The organism is Leucobacter fengyongliangi (genome assembly GCF_050971685.1).
GTDB lineage: Bacteria > Actinomycetota > Actinomycetes > Actinomycetales > Microbacteriaceae > Leucobacter.
The window spans coordinates 82,369-106,582 of sequence record NZ_JBPCEU010000013.1 but is presented as its reverse complement, the minus strand read 5'-3'; the positions used below and the strand labels follow the sequence as shown (position 1 = coordinate 106,582).

General features: G+C 65.8%; 24 protein-coding genes, 1 tRNA gene and 1 pseudogene. 14 read left to right on the top strand and 12 right to left on the bottom strand.

What is annotated here, in order from left to right:
* Positions 1-35: 35 nt before the first annotated feature.
* On the bottom strand, positions 36-1,085 hold the full coding sequence (locus ACR0R4_RS10830) for an IS30 family transposase (protein WP_433645630.1): 1,050 nt from the start codon (positions 1,083-1,085) through the stop codon (positions 36-38).
* 154 nt (positions 1,086-1,239) lie between these two features.
* On the opposite strand from ACR0R4_RS10830, the gene ACR0R4_RS10825 reads away from it, so the two are divergent.
* The 5 genes from ACR0R4_RS10825 (at position 1,240) to ACR0R4_RS10805 (ending at position 6,187) form a co-directional block, all read left to right on the top strand.
* Positions 1,240-2,070, top strand: a complete 831-nt coding sequence (locus ACR0R4_RS10825; RefSeq protein WP_433647420.1) for a DUF1684 domain-containing protein — start codon at positions 1,240-1,242, stop codon at positions 2,068-2,070.
* Between the two features lie 120 nt (positions 2,071-2,190).
* Positions 2,191-2,607, top strand: a complete 417-nt coding sequence (locus ACR0R4_RS10820) for a DUF3151 domain-containing protein (protein WP_433647418.1) — start codon at positions 2,191-2,193, stop codon at positions 2,605-2,607.
* 18 nt (positions 2,608-2,625) lie between these two features.
* On the top strand, positions 2,626-3,912 hold the full coding sequence (locus ACR0R4_RS10815) for an adenylosuccinate synthase (protein WP_433647417.1): 1,287 nt from the start codon (positions 2,626-2,628) through the stop codon (positions 3,910-3,912).
* 17 nt (positions 3,913-3,929) lie between these two features.
* On the top strand, positions 3,930-4,235 hold the full coding sequence (locus ACR0R4_RS10810) for a chorismate mutase (RefSeq protein ID WP_433647416.1): 306 nt from the start codon (positions 3,930-3,932) through the stop codon (positions 4,233-4,235).
* Positions 4,236-4,282: 47 nt separating this feature from the next.
* Positions 4,283-6,187 carry a heavy metal translocating P-type ATPase gene (locus ACR0R4_RS10805; RefSeq protein ID WP_433647415.1) on the top strand — a complete coding sequence of 635 codons (1,905 nt, stop codon included), beginning with the start codon at positions 4,283-4,285 and terminating at the stop codon, positions 6,185-6,187.
* Here the strand turns inward: ACR0R4_RS10805 and ACR0R4_RS10800 are convergent.
* Both ACR0R4_RS10800 and ACR0R4_RS10795 read right to left on the bottom strand, forming a co-directional pair.
* Complete coding sequence (locus ACR0R4_RS10800) at positions 6,141-7,121, bottom strand: 3-methyladenine DNA glycosylase (RefSeq protein ID WP_433647427.1); 981 nt, start codon at positions 7,119-7,121, stop codon at positions 6,141-6,143. The two genes, ACR0R4_RS10805 and ACR0R4_RS10800, sit on opposite strands and share 47 nt — an antisense overlap.
* 249 nt (positions 7,122-7,370) lie before the next feature.
* A complete protein-coding gene (locus tag ACR0R4_RS10795; RefSeq protein ID WP_433647414.1) occupies positions 7,371-7,760 on the bottom strand; it encodes an RNA-binding S4 domain-containing protein in 390 nt (129 codons plus the stop codon).
* Between the two features lie 199 nt (positions 7,761-7,959).
* Here ACR0R4_RS10795 and ACR0R4_RS10790 point away from each other — a divergent pair, with 199 nt between their 5' ends.
* The 7 genes and pseudogenes from ACR0R4_RS10790 (at position 7,960) to ACR0R4_RS10760 (ending at position 14,834) form a co-directional block, all read left to right on the top strand.
* Positions 7,960-8,592 carry an IMPACT family protein gene (locus tag ACR0R4_RS10790; protein ID WP_433647412.1) on the top strand — a complete coding sequence of 211 codons (633 nt, stop codon included), beginning with the start codon at positions 7,960-7,962 and terminating at the stop codon, positions 8,590-8,592.
* A 90-nt stretch (positions 8,593-8,682) separates the two neighbouring features.
* Complete coding sequence (locus ACR0R4_RS10785; protein WP_433647411.1) at positions 8,683-9,663, top strand: GGDEF domain-containing protein; 981 nt, start codon at positions 8,683-8,685, stop codon at positions 9,661-9,663.
* 43 nt (positions 9,664-9,706) lie between these two features.
* Positions 9,707-10,867, top strand: coding sequence for a DNA polymerase III subunit delta' (locus tag ACR0R4_RS10780; protein WP_433647410.1), 1,161 nt, complete (start codon positions 9,707-9,709; stop codon positions 10,865-10,867).
* Positions 10,868-10,881: 14 nt separating this feature from the next.
* Entirely contained in the window at positions 10,882-12,510 is a 1,629-nt protein-coding gene (locus ACR0R4_RS10775) for an alpha/beta hydrolase (protein ID WP_433647409.1), read from the top strand.
* 67 nt (positions 12,511-12,577) lie between these two features.
* Positions 12,578-12,649 (top strand) — tRNA-Thr (locus ACR0R4_RS10770).
* 80 nt (positions 12,650-12,729) lie between these two features.
* Positions 12,730-13,665, top strand: a pseudogene (locus ACR0R4_RS10765) (ABC transporter ATP-binding protein).
* Entirely contained in the window at positions 13,662-14,834 is a 1,173-nt protein-coding gene (locus ACR0R4_RS10760) for an ABC transporter permease (RefSeq protein WP_433647408.1), read from the top strand. The pseudogene ACR0R4_RS10765 and the gene ACR0R4_RS10760 overlap by 4 nt, the downstream one beginning before the upstream one ends.
* Before the next feature lie 40 nt (positions 14,835-14,874).
* Here the strand turns inward: ACR0R4_RS10760 and ACR0R4_RS10755 are convergent, their stop codons facing one another.
* Both ACR0R4_RS10755 and ACR0R4_RS10750 read right to left on the bottom strand, forming a co-directional pair.
* Complete coding sequence (locus ACR0R4_RS10755; protein WP_433647407.1) at positions 14,875-15,756, bottom strand: exodeoxyribonuclease III; 882 nt, start codon at positions 15,754-15,756, stop codon at positions 14,875-14,877.
* Positions 15,757-15,782: 26 nt separating this feature from the next.
* The gene (locus ACR0R4_RS10750) at positions 15,783-16,709 is read right to left on the bottom strand and encodes an MBL fold metallo-hydrolase (protein ID WP_433647406.1); all 927 of its coding nucleotides are present in this window, start codon (positions 16,707-16,709) and stop codon (positions 15,783-15,785) included.
* Positions 16,710-17,086: 377 nt separating this feature from the next.
* Between ACR0R4_RS10750 and ACR0R4_RS10745 the strand changes: the two genes are divergently transcribed.
* Positions 17,087-17,392, top strand: coding sequence for a hypothetical protein (locus ACR0R4_RS10745; protein WP_433647405.1), 306 nt, complete (start codon positions 17,087-17,089; stop codon positions 17,390-17,392).
* Positions 17,389-18,810, top strand: coding sequence for a tyrosine-type recombinase/integrase (locus ACR0R4_RS10740; RefSeq protein ID WP_433647404.1), 1,422 nt, complete (start codon positions 17,389-17,391; stop codon positions 18,808-18,810). The genes ACR0R4_RS10745 and ACR0R4_RS10740 overlap by 4 nt, the downstream gene beginning before the upstream one ends.
* Before the next feature lie 18 nt (positions 18,811-18,828).
* On the opposite strand, the gene ACR0R4_RS10735 is transcribed toward ACR0R4_RS10740, so the two are convergent.
* The 7 genes from ACR0R4_RS10735 to ACR0R4_RS10705 all read right to left on the bottom strand — a co-directional run bounded on the left by ACR0R4_RS10735 (position 18,829) and on the right by ACR0R4_RS10705 (position 24,197).
* The gene (locus ACR0R4_RS10735; RefSeq protein ID WP_433647403.1) at positions 18,829-19,509 is read right to left on the bottom strand and encodes an HIRAN domain-containing protein; all 681 of its coding nucleotides are present in this window, start codon (positions 19,507-19,509) and stop codon (positions 18,829-18,831) included.
* Positions 19,510-20,061: 552 nt separating this feature from the next.
* On the bottom strand, positions 20,062-21,159 hold the full coding sequence (locus tag ACR0R4_RS10730; RefSeq protein WP_433647402.1) for a DUF3631 domain-containing protein: 1,098 nt from the start codon (positions 21,157-21,159) through the stop codon (positions 20,062-20,064).
* A gap of 230 nt (positions 21,160-21,389) precedes the next feature.
* The gene (locus ACR0R4_RS10725) at positions 21,390-22,022 is read right to left on the bottom strand and encodes a hypothetical protein (protein ID WP_433647401.1); all 633 of its coding nucleotides are present in this window, start codon (positions 22,020-22,022) and stop codon (positions 21,390-21,392) included.
* 48 nt (positions 22,023-22,070) lie between these two features.
* Positions 22,071-22,844 (bottom strand): bifunctional DNA primase/polymerase, encoded by a 774-nt coding sequence (locus ACR0R4_RS10720; RefSeq protein WP_433647400.1) that lies wholly within the window; start codon positions 22,842-22,844, stop codon positions 22,071-22,073.
* Positions 22,845-22,847: 3 nt separating this feature from the next.
* Positions 22,848-23,231, bottom strand: coding sequence for a hypothetical protein (locus ACR0R4_RS10715; protein ID WP_433647399.1), 384 nt, complete (start codon positions 23,229-23,231; stop codon positions 22,848-22,850).
* Positions 23,228-23,452: a helix-turn-helix domain-containing protein gene (locus tag ACR0R4_RS10710; protein ID WP_433647397.1), complete on the bottom strand. Its 225-nt coding sequence runs from the start codon at positions 23,450-23,452 to the stop codon at positions 23,228-23,230. Before ACR0R4_RS10710 ends, ACR0R4_RS10715 begins: the two co-directional genes overlap by 4 nt.
* A 133-nt stretch (positions 23,453-23,585) precedes the next feature.
* Complete coding sequence (locus ACR0R4_RS10705; protein ID WP_433647396.1) at positions 23,586-24,197, bottom strand: hypothetical protein; 612 nt, start codon at positions 24,195-24,197, stop codon at positions 23,586-23,588.
* Positions 24,198-24,214 lie beyond the last annotated feature (17 nt).

The following is a 24,214-nucleotide window of genomic DNA, read 5'->3' as shown; positions in this document are numbered from 1 at the left end:
CCCGGATTTTAGTTCGGAGTGCAACACCCAGTGAGTTACCCCGAGCATAACTCCTGGAATACCTCTGCCGGGGTCGCCCAACCCAGCACTTTCCTGGGCCGGTCATTGATCTCACCGATGTACTCGTCGAGTTCTTCCTGGGTGAGGTCCTCGAAGGTTGTGCCCTTGGGGAGATACTTCCGTAGCCGACCATTGAAGTGCTCGTTACTGCCCCGCTGATATGCGCTGTACGGGTCACAGAAATAGGTGGGCACCCCGATCGTGTCGGCAAGCATGTAATGGCGTGCGAACTCGCTTCCATTGTCGGCTGTGACAGATTTGACGGCGTGTGCAGGCAGCACCCAATACACGCCAAGCTGCGCCTCCAGAGTCGGGGCAGCAGCGACTCGGGAGAGCTTCACTCCCAGGTAGTAACGGCTTGTGCGTTCGACCATGGTGTGAATACCGCCGGTGCCGTGTGCGCCCAGCACACTGTCTGATTCCCAATGCCCAAACTCTTCCCGCGTCAATACCTCGGCGGGTCGTTCATGTATCGAGACCCGATATTTGATGCGTTCCGTGTGTACCTTTCGGCCCTTGATGCGGCGTCGTTTCTTCTGCCCCCGAGCAAGGTATTGGTGCAACTGCCGATGCTGTTGCCCGGGTGAGTAAATCCAGGCATACAACGTTTCTGGGCTGACCCGCATACGGTGATCGGTGGGGTGCTCGATAGGGAGGCGTCCGCTGATCTCTTCCGGGGTCCACCCCCGCCCCAAATGTGTGATCACCCAATCAACGAGCGGGTCATGCGTCATTCGGTAGGGCTGGTGCGAGCGTGCTCGGCGTGTGTTGGCGTGGAGTTGTGCTTGACCAGCGAGATACACCCGGTCTCGCCGGTGACGGGTGTCGAGTTTGTTCCGTAGGTAGGGGCGAAGATTCGCGTGGTCGTGTTCAGGTTGCCAGGAACGCTTCTTGATCTCGCGGCCGATGGTTGAACGGTGCACGCCGATTCTTCGAGCGATCTCGGCGTGGGTGTGGCCGTGGTCGTGGAGTTTCTCGATCTCGATCCGGTCGTTCAGGGTGAGGTGGCGGTAAAGTGTGGACAAGGAAGCGCAGCCCTTCGGTGGTGGTCTAGACAACTCACACTTTAGGTGTTGCGCTTCCGTCTAGAACCCGGGGCCGCGGGGGAGTGGGAATGCGCTGCGTGTGGCCATGGTTGTTGGGTACGAAGCGATGTATTGCCCGAAGCCAGGAGCCACCGTGACCAAGCCCACCACCCCATTGACGAACCTCGAGTCGTTTCGCGCTGCGCACGCCGCCTGGCACGCCGAGGTCGAGCGTGGCCGCACCGCACCGCACGGGCCGCTCAGCGTCACAGCTCTCCACTGGCTCTCGGCCGAGCTGCAGGTCTTCCCCGGGGTGCCGGGGCTGTGGAGCGCAGACGCGAAGGGCCTTGTCACCGCCCAGTTCGCCGCGAGCGACGGCGTGACCCGGGGCGGGGCTCCGCTTGACGGCACCGTGCAGCTCGGCCCGCTCACCGGCCTCGAATCCGCCACGCTCGTGTGGGGCGATCAGCAACTCGAGCTCGCCGCCCGCAGCGGCCGGATCGTGCTACGGCCGCGCGATCCACAATCGAAGGATCGCGTCGAGTACGCGGGCACGAACACGTTCCCACCGAGCGAGCAGTGGATCGTCACCGCGCGTTTTGTGCCCGCCCCGCGTGAGGCGGTGCAGGTGGATTCTGCGGCCGGCCCCGATGCGAAACAGCACTACGACTCTCCCGGTACCGCCGAGTTCGAGATTGACGGCACGCCGGTTGCGCTCACCCTGTTCGGCGAGGAGCATTCGCCCAGCCTGCGCGCGATCTTCGCCGACGCGACCGGGGTCGATCTGACCTTCCCCGCCGCGCGCTTCGTGGGCGTGACGCAGACCGGCGATGACACCGTGGTGATCGACTTCAACCGCACCGTGAACCCGCCGTGCGCGTATTCGGCGAGCGCCACCTGCCCGTTCCCGCCACCCGAGAACCGCCTGGGCGTGCGCATCGAGGCCGGCGAGATGCGCCCCGGGGTGACACTCGCGCGGGGTTGAGCTCGCAGGAACCCTGCGCGAGTGTCCACCAGGCATGGCCCAGACAGTCCAAGCGCGGTGCAGGCGCGCGGCCGTGTGTGTCTACCCAGCGCCGGCCCGCCGCATCGGTAGACTGTTCTGGTGATTGGCGAGAATTTGCTCGGCCCCGAGCCCACGAGGCTTGCGCCCGAGCCACAGGTAGCGAGTGCGCTCGCCGCGGGCGAGACCCCCGAGCAGGTGGCACGCACGCACCCCGAATCGCCGCTCGCCTGGGCCCTGCTCGCCGACGAGGCCCACGCCGCGGGCCGCGATATCGAGTCATACGCGTACGCGCGGGTCGGTTACCACCGCGGCCTCGACACCCTGCGCAAGTCGGGGTGGCGCGGCGCCGGGCCGATCCCCTGGGAGCACGAGCCCAACCGTGGCGTGTTGCGCGCGCTGTACGCGCTGCGCCGCGCCGCCGCAGCCATCGGCGAGACCGCTGAGGTTGATCGTCTGACCGAGTTTCTGAACGGGGCCGACGCTACCGCGATCGCCCGCATCGAAGAGAGCGCATAGCGCGAAGGAGGGGCTGCAATGCCCGCAGTACTGATTACCGGCGCCCAGTGGGGCGATGAGGGCAAGGGCCGCGCGACCGACCTGCTCGGCAGCCGCGTCGACTACGTTGTGAAGTTCAACGGCGGCAATAACGCCGGGCACACGGTGGTGGTCGGCGACGAGAAGTACGCGCTGCACCTGCTGCCGTCGGGCATCCTGACGCCGGGCGTGATCCCGGTCATCTCGAACGGCGTCGTTGTCGACCTCGAGGTGCTGCAGGCCGAACTCACCGCGCTCAGCGCCCGCGGGGTCGACGTGTCGCGGCTGAAAGTCAGCGCCAACGCGCACGTCATCACCGCCTACCACCGCACGCTCGACAAGGTCACCGAGCGCTTCCTCGGCAAGCGCCAGATTGGAACCACCGGCCGCGGGATCGGCCCGGCCTACGCCGACAAGATCAACCGTGTCGGGATCCGCATTCAAGACGTCTTCGACGAGGGGATCCTGCGCCAGAAGGTCGAGGCGGCACTCGACTTCAAGAACCAGGTGCTCGTCAAGATCTACAACCGTCGCGCGATCGGTGTCGACGAGGTCGTCGATGAGCTGCTGAGCTACCGCAAGTTGCTCGAGCCGATGGTGTGCGACACCGGCCTGTTGCTGCACGAGGCGATGCAAGAGAACAAGACGATCCTGTTCGAGGCAGGCCAGGCGACGATGCTCGACATCGACCACGGCACCTACCCCTTCGTCACCTCGTCGAACGCGACCGCCGGCGGCGCGAGCACCGGCTCGGGCCTGCCCCCGCACGCCATCGACCGCGTGATCTCGGTCATCAAGGCCTACACGACCCGTGTGGGCGCCGGCCCGTTCCCGACCGAGCTCTTCGACGAGTCGGGCGAGTACCTGCGCGCGCAGGGCTTCGAGTTCGGCACCACCACCGGGCGCCCGCGCCGCTGCGGCTGGTACGACGCCCCCATCGCGCGTTACGCCGCCCGCATCAACGGTGTGACCGACTTCGTGCTGACGAAACTCGACGTGCTCTCGGGCCTCGAGACGATCCCGGTGTGCGTCGCCTACGACGTGAAAGGCGTGCGTCACGACGAAGTGCCGGTGAACCAGACCGACTTCCACCACGCGAAGCCGATCTACCAGGAGTTCCCCGGCTGGACCGAAGACATCACGGGTGCCCGCACCTTCGAGGATCTCCCGAAGAACGCACAGGACTACATCCTGGCGCTCGAGGCGATGAGCGGATCGCGCATCTCGGCCATCGGGGTGGGCCCCGAGCGCGAGCAGGTCGTCGTGCGCCACGACCTCCTCGACTGAGCGGATCGAGGCAGACCATGAGCACCGAAACGCCAGAGGCCCGATTGCGGCGCCTGCGCTCGAGCATCGACAACATTGACGCCGCGCTGATCCACATGCTTGCCGAGCGCTTCCGCTGCACGCAGGAGGTGGGTCGTTTGAAGGCTGAGTTCGACATGCCCGCCTCCGACCCCTCGCGAGAGGCGACCCAGATTTCGCGTCTCCGTTCGCTCGCGAGCGATGCCCAGCTTGATCCCGAGTTTGCAGAAAAGTGGTTTAACTTCGTGGTCGCCGAGGTGATCCACCACCACATGCAGCTCGCCGACGAGGCGCGGGAAGGGTAGCCTTCCCTTCGATGCGCTCGGCCTGCGAACGGGCGAGAATGGGTGACATGTCGAAGATTGTCACCGCAGCACGCCGCTACCCCCTCGTGGCTGCGACCCTCGTCGTGGGCACGATCGGGCTGATCATGCTTGCGACCCATGCGCGCGATGCGGCGCCCTGGGTCGTCGGCGTGTATGCCCTCGCGATTGCCGCGTGGGAGGCCGTGAGTATGGTGCGCCAGCTGTTGCGCGGCCACGTGGGCCTCGACATCCTCGCCGTCACCGCGATCACCGCCGCCGTGCTCGTGGGTGAGCCGTGGGCCGCGCTCGTCGTGGTGCTGATGCTCACCGGTGGATCTGCGCTCGAAGACTACGCGGAGGGCCGCTCGAAGCGCGAGCTGACCGCACTGCTCGCTCGCGCGCCCGAGCGGGCGACCCGCATTTTGCCCTCGGGCGACACCGAAACCGTGGGCGTACACGAGATTCAGGTCGGCGACGAGCTGCTGGTGCGGCCCGGCGAGCTGGTGCCGGTTGACGCGGTGCTGGCGGATCGCTCCGCCACCTTCGACGAATCGTCCCTGACCGGCGAGAGCCTGCCCATGGAGCGCGCGCTCGGGGAGAAGGTCTTGAGCGGCGCGGTGAGCGGATCGATGGCGGTGCGCATGCGGGCGGTCGCGCGCGCGGAAGACAGCGAGTACCAGCAAATCGTGCGGCTCGTAGAGCAGGCGGCGAACAGCAAAGCTGGCGTCGTGCGGCTCGCGGATCGGTACGCGGTGCCGTTTACGCTGCTCTCGCTCGCCATCGCCGCCATCGCTTGGGCCGTGAGCGGCGACCCGGTGCGCTTCGCCGAGGTCTTGGTCGTGGCGACCCCGTGCCCGCTGCTCATCGCGGCCCCGGTGGCGTTCCTCGGCGGAATGAGCCGGGCGGCTCGCTTCGGCCTGATTGTGAAGGGTGGCGGCACGCTCGAACAGCTTTCCCGCGTGCGCGCGGTTGCGTTCGATAAGACCGGCACGCTCACCAGCGGCCGCCCCGATCTCGAGCGTGTGTTGACCGGTGAGGGGTTCACCGAAGAACAGGTGTTGCAGCTCGCCGCGTCGGCCGAGGTCTATTCGTCGCACGTGCTCGCCGACGGAGTCATCGACGCGGCGAAGGCACAGGGGCTCGCGCTGCTCTCGGTCGAGCGCGCCGAGGAGATCGCCACGCAGGGCGTGCTCGCCGAGGTGGTGACTGCTGACATCCTCGCCGCACATTCGACCATGGGTGCGTTCGCCGCGTCGGGCGAGGTGCGCGTGGGCAAGCCCGACTGGGTGCACGAGGCGGCAGCCGACCTGCGGCGCGCGGAACTCGCCGCCGGGGAGCTGGGCATCTACGTCTCGCTGGGGGATCGCTTTGCCGGCACCATCGTGATGCGCGACCGCCTGCGTGACGAGGCCGCCGACACCGTCGCCGAGTTGCGTGAGATGGGCATCGAGCACATGCTCATGATCACCGGCGATGTTGAGGCTACCGCTCGCCCGATCGCCGACCGCCTCGGCATCGACGAGGTGCACGCCGAGTGCAAGCCCAGCGACAAGGTCAGTATTGTGGCGGGTGTCAAGGTTCGGCCGCTGCTCATGGCTGGCGACGGCCTGAACGACGCCCCGGTGCTCGCCGCCGCCGAGGTCGGCTTCGCAATGGGCGCGCGCGGATCCACCGCTGCCAGCGAATCGGCCGACCTGGTCAACCGCTTCGACAACATCGCGGGCCTCGCGCGCGCGGTGCGGATCGGCCGCGACACGGTTCGGATCGCATTGCAGAGCATCTGGCTCGGCATCATCATTAGCGTCGGGCTCATGCTCGTGGCCGCGTTCGGGTTCTTGCCCGCACTCGTCGGCGCGTGGATGCAGGAGCTCGTCGACCTCGTCGCGATCCTCGGGGCACTGCGCGCTATCGGGCCGCGGTCTGAGCGTCGAACGCCCGTCGCGCCACGCTGATCGCCGCGAGCACCCGCTCGCGGAGCGCGTTGCCGCGGGCCGCGAAACCCCGCTGCAGTTCGGCGTACAGGCGCTTGCCCTCGGGGGTCTCGATGGCGATCGGCGTGAGCGGCAGGCCGTCTGCCCCCGTAAACCCGGTCACGTCGTAGGGGGATGCGCGCATGTCGACCTCGCGGATGTCGCGAGCGAACTCGAACGCGTCGAGCAGCACCTCGCCGGGCACGATCGGGCCGAGCTTCGCCGCCCACTTGTAGACGTCCATGCCGGCGTGCAGACACCCCGCTTGCTCGAGCTGCCCCTGCGTTTCGCGGGTGGGGTGCAGGGTGTTCATCGGGGCCGCCTCGGGCGTGAAAAAGCGGTACGCGTCAAAGTGGGTGCAGGCGATGCGGTGGCTCTCAACGACCGCGTCAGTGGCCGCGTGGCCGATGCGAAGCGGCAGCCCGGCGTGGCGCACCTGATCGGGGCCGAGCCGATACACCATCGCCCACTCGTGCAGGCCGAAGCACCCGTACTGCGGGGTGTGCTCGATGGTCGCCGCGAGCAGCTGCTCGACGAAGTCGACGGTCGCGCCGCGCTTCGCGAAGTAGGTGTCGAGGTCGACCGTCACGTCGCACGCTTCGCTTGTGGATCGCGCAGCGTTCGGGAACTCCGTATCCGTGCGTCCCGCGCCGCTCACAGCTGCCACGATCGTGTAGTGTCGCCAGGCTGCGCGATCCACCCCCGCGTCTGCGAGCACGACCCCCGCCCCCGGATGCCAGCGGGCGAGCTCGGCCGGCTTGACCGAGTAATACGTCCATAGAAAATCTTCGATCGGGTGCTTCTCTCCGCGGGCGCGCCGCTCGCGGTGTGCGGCGGTGAGTGCAGCGGCCCGTGCCTGGTGTGTGCGCTCGAGGGGGTGCCACTCGCTGGGAGAGAGGTGCTGCAGATGCGGCATGTGATCGGGCGTGGCAGCAAGCAGACTCGGGGCGGGCGTGGGCACCTGTCAAGGGTAGCGGGGCGATCTGAAAGCAGAGCGACGCGGGCTCGTCAGACACGAAAAATCCGCTCATGTTGTGCGGTTATTCTGGCCCGAAAGACCGCACAAGTGGCGCGGATTTTCATGTCGACCTGGATTAGGGGGTGCGCCTGCGCTGGCACGGTGCGGCAGTGTGTGGCACGGTGTGCTGGGGCGAGGAGCCTTGCGTTAGCCCTCGAAGTCGCGTTGCGACTCCTCGTCGCGGCCGCGCAGGCGGTCGATGTCGCGACGCTCGCGCTTCGTTGGGCGTCCGGCCCCGCGGTCGCGCAGGATGTCGGCGGGGCGCTCGACGCGGGGTAGGGGTGGGGGAGTCTGATCCTCAAAATACTGAGCCGCGTCGGCGGCGCTGCCTCGCCTCGTCGCGAGCCCGGTGACCTTGTAGATGCGGTCGAATCCGTGCAGGCGCACCCGCACCTCGTCCCCAATGTTCACGGCCTGCGCCGCCTTAGCCGGGTTGCCATTCACCCGCACGTGACCGGCGCGGCAGGCCGCAGTGGCCTGGCTGCGCGTCTTCGCGAGCCGCACCGCCCACACCCAACTATCCACCCGCACGCTCACGCCCCGAGCCTACCGCGACTGCCATCCCTCTCTGCCCTGCCCCGACTGCCCAGCCCTGCCCCGACTGCCCTGCCCTGCGCCGAGGGGTCGCAATTCCACCACCAGACCCCCGCACGTGGTGGAATTGCGACTCCTCGGCGAGCGGACGAGCGAGGGCGCGACCCGGCAGACGGGAGCCGCGACCCGGCAGAATGGAGGCATGAGTGCCGAGTACATCACCATCGCGGGCCCGGTCGACACCGAGCTCGAGATCTCGCGTTCTCGGTTCTTGACGCGCCTCGAACGCGTCTCTGATGAGGGTGAGGCGCGATCCACCATCGCGCGTGTGCGAGCCGAACACCCACGTGCCCGGCATCACTGCAGCGCGTTCGTGTTGGGCGCGGGCGGGCGCACCCGACGCTCGAACGACGACGGCGAGCCGAGCGGCACCGCGGGCGCACCCATGCTCGATGCCCTGGTCTCGGCCGGGCTCAGCGACGTGATTGCCTTGGTGGCACGCTACTTCGGGGGCGTGCTGCTCGGGGCCGGCGGGCTGACCCGCGCCTACCGCGCAGCGGTTGCCGAGGCGGTCGCCCAGGCCGGTCGAGTGCGACGTGCAGAGCGGATCCCGGCGCTCGTCACTGTCGACTACGCACTCGCCCCGCAGATCGAGGCCGAGGCAAGGCGCCGCGGGTACGAGGTGGGCGAAGCGGGGTACGGTGAAGCGGTCGAGGTGCGGCTGCTGTTGTCAGTGGATCAGTGCCCGGGCGCGGGTGCGCTGGTGCAAGAACTCAGCGCTGGAAGCGCGACACTCGAATTTGCGGAAGCGATCCTGGTGGATCTCCCCGTGTAATCAGGCAGGAAGAGTCAGCTGATAGTTACACTGCCTCCAACATTGCACCGACCGGAGAAGGATGTCGGTGCGGGGCAATACACTGACATCGTGCCTCACCGCGGACGGTCTCGGACCTTCAGACGACAATCTGAACTTTCGCTTGCCTTGGCAGCGATGTTTCTCTCGGGTGGCGTGTTTGCCGGTCTTGCCGCGACGATCTTCCCGCCCGAGAACCGCCCCCCGCTCTGGGTACCCATCACGGTCTCTGGAATTGCTTTGTTGGTCACTCTGGTAGTTCTCGCGCGCGGCAGCCGTCTTCGCCTGGGTACAGCTGCATTTACTAGTGGAATCTACCTTGCTGTTCTCTTGTTTCTGATCGCGAACAGCACGAGCCTGAGCCGCGCGACGGTGGCTGCGATGCTCACGGTGGTGGTCATCGTCTTGTATGCCTGGTTTCTTCCGACCAAGTACGCGCGGCTGGTGGGCTATACCTGCCTGGTACTCTTTGCCACGATTCTTGTCGTTCGGTACCCGTCAAACGATGCCTATCTCACTGCCGTCGCGCTGGTTGGCCTCTCGATACTCCTGACCGAGGTGTTTGGGCGATTCAAGCTGAACCTCGAGCAGTCTTCACTCACCGACCATTTGTGTGGCGTGTGGAATCGACGCGGGTTTGATGTCTTATTGGAGAAGGAAATTCTCACAGTGGCGCGCACGCGAGAACCCCTCTCCATGATCTTCCTCGACCTCGATGGGTTTAAGTCAATCAATGATTCCCGCGGGCATCACGAAGGCGACATCGTTCTCCAGCAGGTTGCGAAGGCGCTCGTTCAGGGGGTGAGAAGTGGCGACAGTGTGGCTCGCGTCGGGGGTGACGAATTCGTGCTGCTTCTCCCGCGAACCTCGACGAAAGAGGCGCGAGTGTTGGTCGAGCGCCTCCGGGGGCAGGCGACCGCGTGTGGCTGGTCTGCGGGGATTGCCGAATACCGAGAGGGTGAATCGGCGCACGAGTTCGTCAAGCGGTCGGACAACGAGATGATGGAGCAGAAGCGGGCGGGCGGTGGCGAGCATGAGCCGGTCTTGCGCTGATTGCGGACAACCGCGTGACGGTGGCTCGCGATAGCCTGATGCCATGGGTTTTTGGGACGAGATTGTGGGGCAACCGGAGGCGGTGCGGGCGCTCGAGCACGCCGCATCAGCTGAAGGTAGCGACGACCTCTCCCACGCCTGGCTGCTCACCGGCCCGCCAGGTTCGGGTCGTTCGAACCTCGCACTGCGATTCGCGGCCGCGCTCATCGCGCGCGGTGCGGAAGATCTCGACGCGGTCTGGCAGCAGGTGCGCTCTCGCACGCACCCCGACCTCGCCGTGCTCACCACGCAGAAGCTCCTCATCACCATCGACGAGGCGCGTGAAATCGTGACCACGGCGTACTTTTCGCCAGCAACCGGTCGCCATCGCGTCATCGTCATCGAAGACGCGGATCGGATGCCCGAACGCACCTCGAATGTGCTACTCAAGGCGCTCGAAGAACCTCCCGAGCGCACGGTGTGGGTGTTGTGTGCGCCCAGTGAGGCCGACCTGCTGCCCACCATCCGCTCGCGTGCCCGATCCGTCAAGCTCGTCACTCCGTCGCCCGCAGAGATTGCTGCATTGCTGCATGAGCGAGACGGGGTCGATTTCGCGGTCGCGGAACGCGCGGCGCGGCTGTCGCAGAGCCACATCGGTATGGCCCGCAGGCTTGCCAGTGACCCCGAAGCGATGGCGAGACGTGAGCGCACGATTGACCTCGCACTGGCGGTCGACACCCTGGGCGATGCGATGCGCGCCGCAGCCGGTCTGGTGAAGGTCGCGGAGGCTGACGCGTCAGCGTTCACCGAGCAACTCGATGCGGTCGAGCGGGAGGAGGCGCTGCGCAACCTGGGCATCTCTGCTGGCGCAGCGATCCCGCCCAAACTGCGTGCGCAACTGCGCAACCTCGAGGAAGATCAGTCGCGGCGGGCGAAACGCAGCCTTCGCGATGGCATCGACCGCGTCCTGACCGACCTCCTCTCGCTGTACCGTGACGTGTTGCTCACGTCGCTGGGGGCCGGCCTCGAGTTGGTCAATGTCGAGCACCAAGCACGCATCGAAGAGCTGGCGACGCAATGGGGCGCAGCACGGGCGTTGGAGGCGGTGTCGATGGTCGAGCAGGCTCGGGATCGCCTCGTACGCGCGGTCACCCCGGGGCTCGTGCTCGAGGCACTCTTTGCAGGTATCGCGCGGCAGGGCGCTGAATCGATGACACATCAATGAGTGGGGAGCGCACCATGGGCGAAGCTCGAACAGACACAAATTCCGGGGTCGAGTCCGAAGCCGGGCCTCGGCGCACTGGCCGGTCTGGCGGTTCTTCTCGTCGTCGCATCGGCCTCGCGGCCGTGGCGCTCGCCGCAGTCGGTGCCCTCACGCTCAGCGGGTGCGCCCCGCTGATCGAACTTGCGCGAGATTTTGCCTCGCGGGCCGCCGACGGTGCACCCTCGGCGAACTTTGAGCGCTTTGACGCGCAGACACCCAGGTGGAGTGACTGTGGCGACGGCATGGAATGTGCGGAGGTCTTCGCCCCGCTCGATTGGAACGAGCCCGAGGGTGAACGCATCACCCTGGCCCTGATCCGTCAACCCGCGCTGAGTGGATCATCGCAGGGGAGCCTCTTCGTGAACCCCGGGGGCCCGGGGGCCTCGGGCGTGGATTACGCGCGGTATGCGGTCGACGGCGGAATTGGCGAGTCTGTGCAGCAGAGTTTCGACATTGTCAGCTGGGATCCACGCGGCACCGGAGCCTCGTCGCCGGTGACCTGCCTCGATGCCCAAGGGATGGACGAGTTCCTCTTCAGCCTCGGTGAGGGGCAAGATCTTGAACGCGGGAGCGCTGAGTGGATCGCGCTAGCCGCCGAGGAGAGCGCGGCATTCGGCGAGGCCTGCCTAGAGGCCACCGGGCCGCTGCTCGGGCACGTCGACACGATGTCGACCGTGAAAGACCTCGACATGCTGCGAGCCATCGTCGGAGACGAGAAGCTCAACTACCTCGGCTACTCCTACGGCACCTACATTGGCGCGCGCTACGCCGATGCCTACCCTGATCGCGTAGGGCACCTCGTGCTTGATGGTGCGACCGATCCCACCGCATCCGAGGCTGATGTTGTGCGCGAGCAGACCCTCGGATTCGAGGCGGCGCTGCGCGCCTATGTCACCGATTGCCTGACTCGCGAGAAGTGCATGTTTGCCGGCAAGACTGTCGACGAAGCGATGGCGCAGATCGGCGCGCTCATCGACCAGGTGGATCAGCAGCCGATCGAGGCGAGTGATGGCCGCATGCTCGGCACCGACACCATGCTCACTGCCATCATCACCCCCCTGTACTCGCAGGTGAATTGGCCGTACCTCGACGATCTCTTCGCTGAGGTTGCGAACGGAGAAGCCGAGACCGCCTTCATCCTTGCGGATTTCTACTACGACCGCGTGGATGGTGTGTACCAGACCAACCTCATGGAGGCCTTCCTGTCGATCAACTGCCTCGACTACCCGCGAGGCGCTGAGCTCGATATCGAGCGCATGCGTGCGCAGGCAGCTGAGCTCGATGCCATCGCGCCGACGATCGGGCGGTTCCAGGGATACGGCGATACGTTCTGTGCGGAATGGCCGTTTCCGGGGGTTGAGAGCCGCGACGCAGTGCGGGCGGCGGGCGCAGACCCGATCATGGTGGTGGGCACCACGGGCGATCCGGCGACCCCGTATCGGTGGGCGGTGTCGCTCGCGGAACAGCTCGAGAGCGGCGTGCTCGTGACGTATCACGGGGAGGGGCACACCGCCTACGGTGAGCACCCGTGCGTCAACGCGGCGGTCGACGAGTACTTCCTGACTGGTGCGGTGCCTGCGAGCGACCCAAATTGCGCCGCGTAGCGTGCTGTTTCACGCCCCGCGAGTCGTGGTAAAGTAGTCGATTGTGTGCCGGGATTGCTCGGACTATGCCGACTTAGCTCAGGGGTAGAGCAGTTCCCTCGTAAAGAACAGGTCGTGGGTTCAAATCCCACAGTCGGCTCCGATCCGAAACCCCCGCGACACTCGCGGGGGTTTCGTCGTTCCGGTCGCCGCGGAGCGAAGCGGAGAATGGGGAACCGGGTGCTTGAGCTCAGAGGAATCACGCGTAGCTTCGGCGAGCGCCGCGTGCTCGACGACGTGAGTTTCACCGTTGCGACCGGACGTATGACGGGGTTCGTCGGCGGCAACGGCGCGGGCAAGACCACCACCATGCGCATCATCTTGGGGGTGCTTGCCGCCGATGGTGGTGAGGTGACGCGAGACGGTTCCCCGCTCTCCCCGCGGGACCGGGCGAGAATCGGGTACATGCCGGAAGAACGCGGCCTCTATCCCAAGATGAAGGTCGCGGAACAGCTGGTGTACCTGGGCCGACTGCACGGGCTCAGTGCCTCTGACGCGAAGGCGGAGGTCGGCACTCTGCTCGAACGCCTCGGGCTGGGCGAGCGCGCGAACGACCTGCTCGAGAGCCTGTCGCTCGGCAACCAGCAGCGCGCGCAGATCGCCGCCGCGCTCGTGCACCGCCCGATCGCGCTCGTGCTTGATGAGCCGTTCTCGGGGCTCGATCCACTCGCCGTCGAAGTGGTGATGGGGGTGCTTCGCGACTACGCCGCGCAGGGCCTCCCGGTGCTCTTCTCTTCGCATCAGCTCGACATCGTCGAGCGGTTGTGCGACGACATCGTGGTCATTGGTGGCGGGCGGATCCTCGTGGCCGAATCCCGCGAATCTCTTCGGCGCGAACATTCCGGCCTCAGCTAGGAACTCGAACTCGCCACCACGGTCGACGCCGCGGGCGAGCAGGGAACCGACGGCGCAGCTACGGGCTGGGTCCGCGACATGCCCGGCATCACAGTGACCGTGGTCAACGGAGGCCGTGTGCGCTTCGAAGCCGAGAGCGAGGCCGCGGCACAGGCTGTGCTTGCCCGGGCGGTGCGGGGTGAGAGCCGATCCACCGTGGTGCAGCGCTTCGCCCGAATCACCCCAACGCTTGCCGAGATCTTCCGGGAGGTCGTGAAATGAACGAGCAAGTTGGCAGCTCGGTGCGCCGTCCGACCGCCATGAAGGCTGCGTGGATCGTGGCTGAGCGTGAGATCACGACCCGGCTGCGCAGCAAGGCCTTCCTGATCTCGACGGGGATTCTGCTGCTCATCGTGCTCGTGGGCGTGCTCGCTGGTGGGTTCGCGTCACAGATCGGTGGCTTCGGTGGCCCGACCAAGGTCGCCGTAGTGGGGGAGGGCGCGGCGGCGCTTGAATCTGCCGGCTTCGAGGTGACCGAGGTCGCGGATCCACACGCCGCCCGAGAACTCGTGAAGACCGGCGAGGTCGACGCCGCGGTCGTGCCGGGAGGAACCGGTGAGATCGGCGCGACGATCAGCGCCGGAGGCACCGAAGGCACCGAGAGTACTGGCGAGTCCGCCGTAACGGTGATTGCACTCGAGAACGCCCCCGGCGATCTCGTACAGGTGCTCTCTACGTCACCCGAGATCGAACTACTCGACCCGGTCATCGAGAATTTCTTCCTCGCCTACATCGTGTCGATTGCGTTCGGCATGGTCTTCTTCGTGAGCGTGATGACGTTTGGCACGACCACCGCGCAGAGCGTCGTGGAGGAGAAGCAGACCCGCATCGTCGAGATCCTCCTCGCCACGGTCTCGGCGCGGGCGCTGCTCGCGGGCAAGATTCTCGGCATGACGGTGTTGGCTGTGGGGCAGGTGATCGCGATTGTCGCACTCGCCTCGATCGGGCTGCTCGCCACGGGCCAGCAGATCCTCTTCGCCGAGCTCGGCACTGCACTCGGGTGGTTCGGGGTGCTCTTCATCTTCGGGTTCGTACTGATAGCAACTCTGTATGCCGCCCTCGCTTCGCTCGTGTCGCGCCAGGAGGACATCGGATCGGTGACGAGTCCGGTCATGGTGCTCGTCATGATCCCGTTCTATCTCGTGATCTTTCTCTTCGACAACGCGCGCATGATGGCGGCGCTCAGCTACGTACCGCTGTCGGCACCGGTCGCGATGCCGCTGCGGCTCTACCTGGGAACCGCAGCGTGGTGGGAGCCGCTGGCCGCGCTGGCGGTGCTGCTGGCCACCATCGCGGTGGTGTTGTGGATCGGCTCCCGCATCTACAGCAACTCCGTGCTGCGCACCGGCGGCCGCGTGGCGTGGAGAGACGCCCTCGCGAAGACCGAATAATGGCTTCGCGGCACTGGGGCCGTCGATCCTGCCGAAGCTCCTACCCGAAGATCATCGGGCGGTCGTCTTCGTCTTCGAAGCTCGCGAACAGCAGCGACGGGTCGATGTCACACACCACGGGCACGTGGTCGCTCGGGCCGTCGCCCTTCCGCTCATCGCGCGCGATCTCGGCGCCCGTCACCGCGCCAGCGAAGGCCGGCGAGCCCAGGATGAAGTCGATGCGCATGCCCTCGTTCTTCGGGAAACGGCCGGCCTTGTAGTCCCAGAACGTGAAGCCCTCGGGAACGATCGGCCGCACCACGTCGGTGAGGGTCTGCTCGAACGAGGCGAACATTGAGCGCTCGTCGGGCGACACATGGGTGGATCGGCCCTCGACGAACGAGGGGTCGGCCATGTCGGCGGCCGTCGGCGCGATGTTCCAGTCGCCCATCAGCGCGAGCGGGAGGTCCGGGTTCTCGGCGATCCACTGCTCGGCATTGTTGCGTAACGCGAGCAGCCAGTCGAGCTTGTAGGCGTAGTGCGGGTCTTCGAGCGAACGGCCGTTGGGCACGTAGAGGCTCCAGAGCCTGAGGTCGCCCACGGTGACACCCAGCGCGCGCGCCTCAAGCGGGAGCTCGTTCGGGCCGGTGCCCTGCGTGTGTTCCTGCCCGACGATGGCCTTCCCGAAGCCCGGCATCCCGTCGAAGCCACGCGCCACATCGGTCATCTCGTGGCGACTCGCAAACGCAACCCCGTTCCACTGGTTCAGGCCGTGGATCTCGAGCTGGTATCCCGCCCGCTCGAACTCGGCGACGGGAAACTGTTCCGGCTTGCACTTGATTTCCTGCATCGCGAGCACGTCGATGTCTTCGCGGACGAGCCAGTCGACGACCCGGCCAACGCGGGTGCGGATGGAGTTTACGTTCCAGGTGGCAATGCGCATGGATCCACCGTAGCGCGCCGATGCGATCAGTTCGTGCCGTGCAACTGCAGGTGGCGTTCGGCGAGGCCGGAGCGCAGGAAGTCGACGTGCATCTCGGTCTGTGCCAGGGCCGAGACCAGCATGAAGCCGGAGAGGTTCTCCCACCCAGCAGACCAGGCCAGCCGGCTTGCCAGATCCCAGACGGGGGCGTGTGGGGTGATCTCCAGAGCCGCGCGCACCTCGCGGGTTCGTCGCAACTGATGCGCGGCGATCGAGCCGCAGCGTTCCCTGATGTTGCGGAATCCGAATTCGTGGCCGGGTGCAGCCACGTGATCGTCAAACTCGGCGATCGTTTCGAGGCTGACGAGATATGCGTCGACCTGATTGCCCGAGGCGCTGCCGCCGAGACCGACACCGCTGTTGATCGTTGGCAAGACGTGATCCCCGGTGAAGACGATTCGCTCCTGGCGCTCACGAAGGCACAGGTGACCCAAGGTGTGGCCGGGCGTGTGAATGACCTGCAGCTCGCGTCCGGGCACGAGCAGCCTGTCGCCGTCTTCGCACAGTAGGTCTGCGGGCGGAAACGACGAAACCTGAGCGGAGGTCTTGGACCTGGCGAGCCTGCCCTGATACGCGGCGGGCACGCCCCAGCCCTCCGCGCGCTGAGAAACGTCCTCCTCGCGAGTCCCGAGAGTGAGCTCCCTCACGGCGTTGTCTTCTTCGCGATGCAAGATGAGCCGCGCGCTCGATGCCGCGCGAATGCGCGCCGCGAGTCCGAGGTGGTCGGGGTGGAGGTGCGTCGCAATAACGGCGCGTACGTCGCTGACCGATTTTCCGATCCCGCGCAGATTTTGCTTCAGGAGCGCCCAATTCTCGCCCGAATCGATCCCCGGGTCGACCACGTGCAGGTCTCCGGCGGAATCCTCGATGATGTAGCAGAGGTTGTACGGAGGCCCGAACTTTCCCATGGGCATGGCGAATGACCAGATCCCGTCGGAGAGCGCCTCCGGATCGGGAAGATCTCCCTTGGAAGCCGCGGCGAACTGGGTGCCACTCGTGGGGTGAAGAATGGCCGGCCTCCTCCGAACACGAGGGGAAAAAACTCCTCGCAAAGTCGGGATCAATTTCTCCGAGGGGATGACGGGAATCGAACCCGCGCTATCAGCTTGGGAAACAAATCCCGGCCCACTCGTGTGCTAGCGGAATCACGCGGTTTTCCGCGGGATTATGCGGTTTTCAGCGTAGCACGTATTCACCGCCAGATACCGCAAATCACCCTGTTTTACCGCTGCTAGTTCCACGTAGTTCCACGCGGTTGACCAATTCCGGCGGGCCGTTTAGCCTCCCGAGCATGATCACGAAAATCTTTGACTGCCCTATCAGCTGGTGCACGAGTAGCGTCTTTGAGCATGGGGGTGACGGTTCCCCGCCGAATGACTGGATGCACTGGGGAGAGGCAGAGGATCTCGTGCCGGGCCTGTGGGGAACGGTTGAGGCGGGCGGGTCAAGGGCTGCTCATTACGTGGTGAGCCACGATACTGACTGCGATGAGGTGCCTCACGATGCCGAGTCACTGCGCGCGTTGGCGCTGACCTTCGAGGCAGCTGCGGGGCGACTGCGTGAGCGTGCGTTCTATCTGGAGAGGATCAACTCGTGAGCTTCGATGCATGGGGCGAAGTGGTGCCCGACTTCTATACGGCGCAGCTGCGCGCAGGTCTCGCCGAGACGACTGCGGCGATGCAAGTTCGGCAGTTGCGTTCGTTCGGCAGGTCGAGTGGTCTCGATCCGTGGGAGGTGAGCAGGGGAGTCGTGAGCGCGTACCTCGAGGCGCACCCCGGGTCAGTGGCGACGGTGAAGCGGCTCAGACAGACGCTGCGAGCGTTCTACCGATGGGGAATCGAGGAGGGCTACTGTGATCGGCAGCCGGTGCCGGATGCCAGCCCCGTCACGAGGTACACCCTCGGGGATCAGTGGGAGGATGCGATCGGGAGTTTCGAGCGCGCACAGGCGCACGCAAAGATGATGCCGGGCACGGTCGTGAACAGAGTGAAACACCTTGCCAGGTTCGCGAGTGACTGCGAGCGGGGGCCGTGGGAGGTGAGCAGTGATGCTGTGCGAGCTTGGCTCGATTCACTCACCTGCTCAGACAAGACGCGGCTCTCGCATCGGAGCAGCCTGCGCGCGTTCTATCGTTGGGCGCATGCCGAGGGTCGGGTGCACACCGACCCGACAGAGGCGCTGAACGCAGGCATGCAGAAACTCGGTGCACCGGTCGCATGGCAGGGCGAGATTGATGCCTACGTGCTACACCTGCGGGCAGGCGGGCGGATGGAAACAACAGTCGCACAGCACGTGCACACTCTCGCACGGTTCGCTCGCGATCACGCACGCCTCGCACCCTTTGCCGTCACCGCAAACGATGTTCTCGTGTGGGCGGGGGCGAAGCGGTGGGGCAGTGAGATGCGCCGGCATACCCGCTCACACTTGCTCGGCTTCTACACCTGGGCGATCGAGACGGGCAGATGCGACACCAACCCGGCGAGCGTCATTCGCCGCATCAGGCCGGCACCGCCAGCGCCGAAACCTGCCAACGACGACGACTACCGTCAGGCACTCGCGCAGGCGGCACCGCGCGAGCGCCTCGCGCTGCGGCTAGCAGCTGAACTCGGCATGCGGTGTGCAGAGGTCTCGCGAGTGCATACGGGTGACGTGCACCACTCTCGAGACGGGTGGAGCCTCACTGTGCGCGGCAAGGGGAACCGAACTCGGCATATACCGCTCACGGAGTCGCTGGCGCTCGAGCTTCGGAGTAAGGATGCCGGCTACGTGTTCCCTGGCAAGGATAATGGGCACCTCTCTGCCCACTACCTGAGCAAGCGCATTTCTCAGCTGCTCCCGACCGGCGTGACCATGCACGCGCTGCGGCACCGTTTCGCCACCCGCGCATATAACGTCGATCGCGACGTGTTCACAGTGCAGCAGCTGCTCGGGCATGCCTCGCCAGCCACCACTCAGCGCTACGTCCTTGTGCAGGACGATGCCAAGCGGCGACTTGTGGAACTCATGTCGGTGTGATGTCGCCAGCAGGCGGTCTCACTCTGCCAGCGACTCGGCGACAAGTTTTCGCAACTGCGGGAGTCGGGGCATAAAGAAACTGAGACGGTCTGTTGATGGGTCTGTTGTCACCGCAAACTCACTGCCCATCTGGTCAAGTAGGGGGGCGTACTTAGCTGCCCCGGCACGGGAGATATACCCGAATTTGCGCTTCCCGGCATAGACCGCGACGGCGTTTGCGTCATGGGTATTGGTCGGCTCTCTGCGCAGGTAGAGCTGTTGGGTCGCGCGATTGAACGAGTAGAGCGTTTTATCGTCCACCCAGTTTGAGGATCCCACTACACGCACAGTCACTCCGTTGTCTGTGCGGAGGTCGATCGGTGCATTTGGGATGTCTCGAAGCTCCTTCTTGATGCGTGCACGCTCAGCCTCAGCGTCGCGCCTCTCGGCTTCCAACAGGTAATCATCTGTTGCATCCCAGATCGTTACTCCGTGCTTCTCTGCGATCGCTGCGCCTTCTACCCAATAGGAGCCGCCGGCATCTTCTGCCCGCTTTATCTCGAGTGCGATCGCGCGTCGATCAGCTGAGCTCATAGGCGGGCGCGCAGGCTCTTGTGGAGACTCTTTGGAGTAAGCGCGCCATACCTTTGGCGCAACTTTGAATGCAAACCACCCGAGCGCGGCGGCGAGGCCGATGAGAAATAGCGTGAGTGCGTCCATGTCCTGATCATAGGTGGGGTGCAATATCGTCTCAAGACTGCGTCACTGAGGCCTGCGGATTGTGACTGCGCGAGGCGGCGGGATGGGCAGTTGGAGGGTGAGCAGAGGTGAGGTGAGCAGGTGTGGAAACTTGCGAAGTCGATGCGGTGAGGTAGTCTCAATCGGTAGGAGGCCATAGGCCTCAGCTTTGTCGTGTTTTTTTTGGAGAGATCTAGGCGAGTCGATTCGATCAGACTGCCTTCCACGGATCTCCACGACGATCGCAACAGTAGAGAGAGAAATCCGTGCTGCCCACTAGTGGAGGTTCGATGCATCTCTCAAAAAACATCGCGATCTTGCTCGATTGTGCGAGGTGACTCGGCTCTGCTCGGGTCGCTCTCTCCGCGTACCCTGTCACGAAGTGTCACAAGCGTCACTTCCGCATGATCATGCGGCTAAACCGTGACGCTTCGAGGGTTTTAAAGCGTCACGCAAAGCGTCACGCACAGCGAAGCGCCGGGCCTGTAACTTCCAGCCCGGCGCTTGGTGACGCTTGTGACGCTTAGTGACGCTTCATGCCTGTTCATCGGTGGTTGTGGGTGCGGGAAGGTAGCGAAGGAAGGCATCCTCGAACTCGGCGCGCACGTAATATCGGTGTGAGTTCGATCGCTTGGGGGTGATCGCGTAGGACTTCAGCAGGCGCGCCAGCCGGTGCCCATTCAGCTCGTACTCTTTCCAGCGTGAGTCCTCAATACTGCGCAGGTGCTCGAGGAGTGCCGAGGTTGCCAGCCGGTCGCTGCGCATCAGCTCGAGTACCGCGCGAATGTCGGTGAGCAGTTCGATGCCTTCCGAGATCTCTGCCTCGGTGCCCGCTGCCTCGCTCACGAGATACCGGGCAGCTGCTCGAGCTGTCTCAGGCCAGTGCCCACCGGCAAAGTCAGCGATCGTGAGCAGTGGTTCCCACACATCAGCGGGGCGATCATCAAGCTCGGTGTCGGGGATATGCTCGGCTGCGGCGAGCGCATGCCCTGTGGCCCACTGTGCCACGTCTCCACGGATGACGTGCAGGCGGTCGGCATAGCGCAGCCGGTATCGCTCCACGTGGTCGCTGGGCTTGCGCCGGCGCAGCCTGAGCACGACTGCTCGGTCGGTGATCGTGTCAGGTAGCGTGCCGATCGCTGCGAGCACCGCCGGCGCGAAGGTCTCAAACTCTTGCACTTCATGCTTCGGCCCGACAGTGCGCAGAGCAGGGGTGCCCTTCTGGAAACCCGCATTGAGCAGCCCTCGGAGATCCTCATTCTGTTCAGCTTTGGTGCGGGTGCCGAATACCGTGTCGGCTTCATCGAGGATCAAGGTAGGCGGGTGGTCGGGGTCGTCTCCGATCGTCCGAAATAGGGCGGCCACGGTCGCATTTGCAGACACGAGGGGGCGGCTCACAAGTTCGCGCAGAATGTCGAGCGTGCGGGTCTTGCCGCTTTGTTTCTCGGCGCTGGTAATTACCAGGCGTGGTGCATACCTGAACGAGCCGGAGAGGTGCGTATACGCGGCGAACAGTGCCAGTGCCGAGTAGTGGTGCGCTGACTGTTGCACGGTGAACAGCTTGAACATGTCGCGCATGAGGTCGAGCAGGTCGGCACCGTTGTGCGGTGGTTCCTCGAGGTCGGCGCTCATGCTGCGCACCTGGCTGCGGCGAGCGCATATCGTACCCGAGCGGCTCGAGGCGTGCGGGGCTGTGGATGCTCAGCACCTGCGCAGATGGGGTGGGATGTGGGATACATGTGAGATGCTTTCATTGTCGGTCGAGCGAAGTGGCGCAGGGGTTGCGCGAGTTCGCTCGCGGGGGCGGTGTGCAGGTCGGTCGGATTACTGGGCACACCGCCCTCGCATCATTCAGTCGGGGATCAGCTGAGCGACTTCTTGAGCGCGTCTCGCACCTTGCTCTCGCGCTGGGAAGCTTCGGCGAGATCTCGGATGATGACCTGCTCGGCCACCCGGAAACATGCCTCGCATGACTTGAGGGTGCCGGTCGAGTTCATCCAGTTGCCCGGAGTGAGTGGCAGCCGTCGCGGCTTCACCTCGCCGAGTGAGCCGTCGTGTGTCTCGCCACATACGGCGCAGCTGTAGCGCGTCTGCCGCACACGGTCTTGTTTCTGTCGTGCCTTTCGAGTGGCATCGTCTGCGCGGGCGGCGGCCAACCGTGCGTAGTGATCGGCGAGCGGGGCGATCTCCTCGAGCGTGAGGCGTTCGCGTGCGGTGCGCATGTACTCCACGCGCTCGATGTTGCGGCGCTCCCGGGCATAGTCATCGTTCAGGGGAACGAATGTGTTTGCGGGCGGCTCATGGGCGCCGAGCTTGTCGCGACTTGCGACGCGGGCGAGTTCTTCGGCGGCGTGCTCGAGGTAGTCGAGTGCCGGCCCTGGGCGAGCGGCGAGGTAGGTGGGCAGGAGTGCTTCGGGAATGTAGTACACACTGTTCGGGTCGTCGTGACCAACTGGCAGTGCGGGGGTTGTAGGAGGGTTCTGTCGGTTCTTCATGGTCGGTGCTTTCTGTCGTGCGAGGCGGGATGCCTCGAGGGGAGGGGGTTACGGGGTGGTGCGCACCGTGCGGTGCGCACTGGCGAGCGTGCGGGCGATCTCCTCGGCGGTGAGGCCGGTTCGGGCACCTGCCTGCTCGAGCAGGGTGAACGTCTCACTTGGGTGCCCGTCGCGGTGTGCCTGGCAAGCGGCCCAGAACAGTCGCGCGTTGCGCTGCCCTTCACCTGCTGCGGCGACGTGCTCGGCAAGGTAGCCGGCCTTCATCGCGAGACTCCCGGCCCGGTTCCCTCGCGCGGGGAGCGTCACCTGTGCCGGCACCTGCGGGCGGGGCGGGTGCAGGATCTCCACCAGCTGCGCGGGGAGCCTCCCCGGTGCCGCACGTGAGGCCCAGATGTAGGGCTTCCCGGTGTCGGGGTGCAGTGAGGGCGGGATCACGCAGTACCCGCTCGCGGTTTTCACATCGATGCCAGGGGGCAAGCGTCGGGAACTCAGCTGCCCGCCGGGGTGCAGGTAGTAGCGGTGCTGCCCACCGTCACCCCGGCCCGAGTGTGCCGTGAGGGTGTCGGGCAGGGGTGCCCTGAGCAGTTGCTCGAGCGCCTCCACCGTGCCACCGTTGCGGGGGTCGAAGTCGAGCACCACCAGGTGACCGGGCACCTGCGCGCCGAGGTTGTGCTGCGCACCGTGTGCCCACCACTGGCGCACCTGCGCGGGGTCGCAGCTGGCATCTTTCACCCCGTGCCGGGTGAGCGGGATCTTTCCGCGCAGCGGGAGTACCCGCCAGCCCTGCGCGGCGTAACTGAGCGCATCTTCGAGCGTGGGCATGAGTCAAAACCTGTCGCACGCTCGGTCGAGATGTAGCTCGGGGCGCTGAGATCCGTGCTCGGTGCCTCGCACGTGCCAGGTGGGCAGGAGGTTGCGGCGTTCCAACTCCTCGAGGCCTCGGCGCATATCTCCCCGGGTGAGACGCTGCCCGGTGTGCTCGAGCAGCTGCTCGTTCACGAGGTCGCGAAATGCGGCGCTCCCCGGGTGTCGGGTGAGCGTGGTGGGAGAGGTCGCGATGATGTCCACGAGGTAGGCGGCGACAAACGGGAGCGTCTGCCCCGAGTGCTCCACCGTCGCGATCACATGCTGCCGCCAGGTGCCGCGCATCACCCGGTCGGCCTGTTCCGGGTCGTGCTGGCTGGGCGCGGGTGCGAAGGCGGTGCTCATTGTGCAGCCCGTTCGGTCGCGGGGCGAGTGTTCCGGGTGACGAACTCGGCGAGATCGTCAGTCCACACGCGCACATGCCGGCCCACTTTCACCGTGGGCACCCGTCGTTCATCAAAGAGGCGACGAGCGAAGCGTTCCCCGGTGCCGAGGAGGCGGGCGGCATCCTTCACGTCAACGAGGCGATTCTCTCCGAAATCTGCCTCGAGGGTTTGCGAGTACATGGTGTTCTTCCCGACACGCTGCGAGCAGCGTTGGGCTGGCGAGGCCAGCGGGTGACGGGTCAGCGGTCGTGCGCATCCGGGCAGCGTGCAGCGTGCCTGAGAGTGAGATCGTGCCCGCGATGCGAGCGCCAGATCACGACTGAGCCGTCACCTCACGAGACGGGGCACCGGGTGCCATCGTCAGGGCGCACGTGAGACGCTCTGCGGTGGGCACGGTGTGCAAATGGTCGCAGCGACGAAACGTGCCAGCGGGCGGGGGATGCTCGGGCGGCGCTGCGGTCACCTGCGCAGCTGCGGCGACCTCGGCGCGGGGAGCGTCGAGGGAAGCGGGGAGGTCGCCTGCGGTGCCGAGGCGGGCGCTGCGGCTGCGGGCGCACTCGGCGAGACGGGCGGCGAGACGGGCGCGGCGATCAGCGAGCATGGCGCGGGCATGCGGGGTGTCTCGCCGGGCGGCGAGGTGCGCGGCTTCTTCCACCTCATAGCGCAGCTGCGCGGTCGAAGGGGTGCGCAGGTGATCCTCGCGATGACACACAAACGCGATGCGCTTGCCGGCGCGAGTGTTCAGCCGGCGCACCTCGAGACGGCGCACCTCGCGCAGCGAGGGCACGAGGTCGGGATCGTCGAGCGGGTGCACCCCGGCCCACTCGGTGAGCGAAGCTTCCATGCCGCGGGGATCTCGAACGGGGCGCGGGTGCGCGGGCGCAGAGAGGTGCGTCGGGGGTGCTGCGATCGCTGGTGCGTGCATGCTTCCCGTCCTCTCGG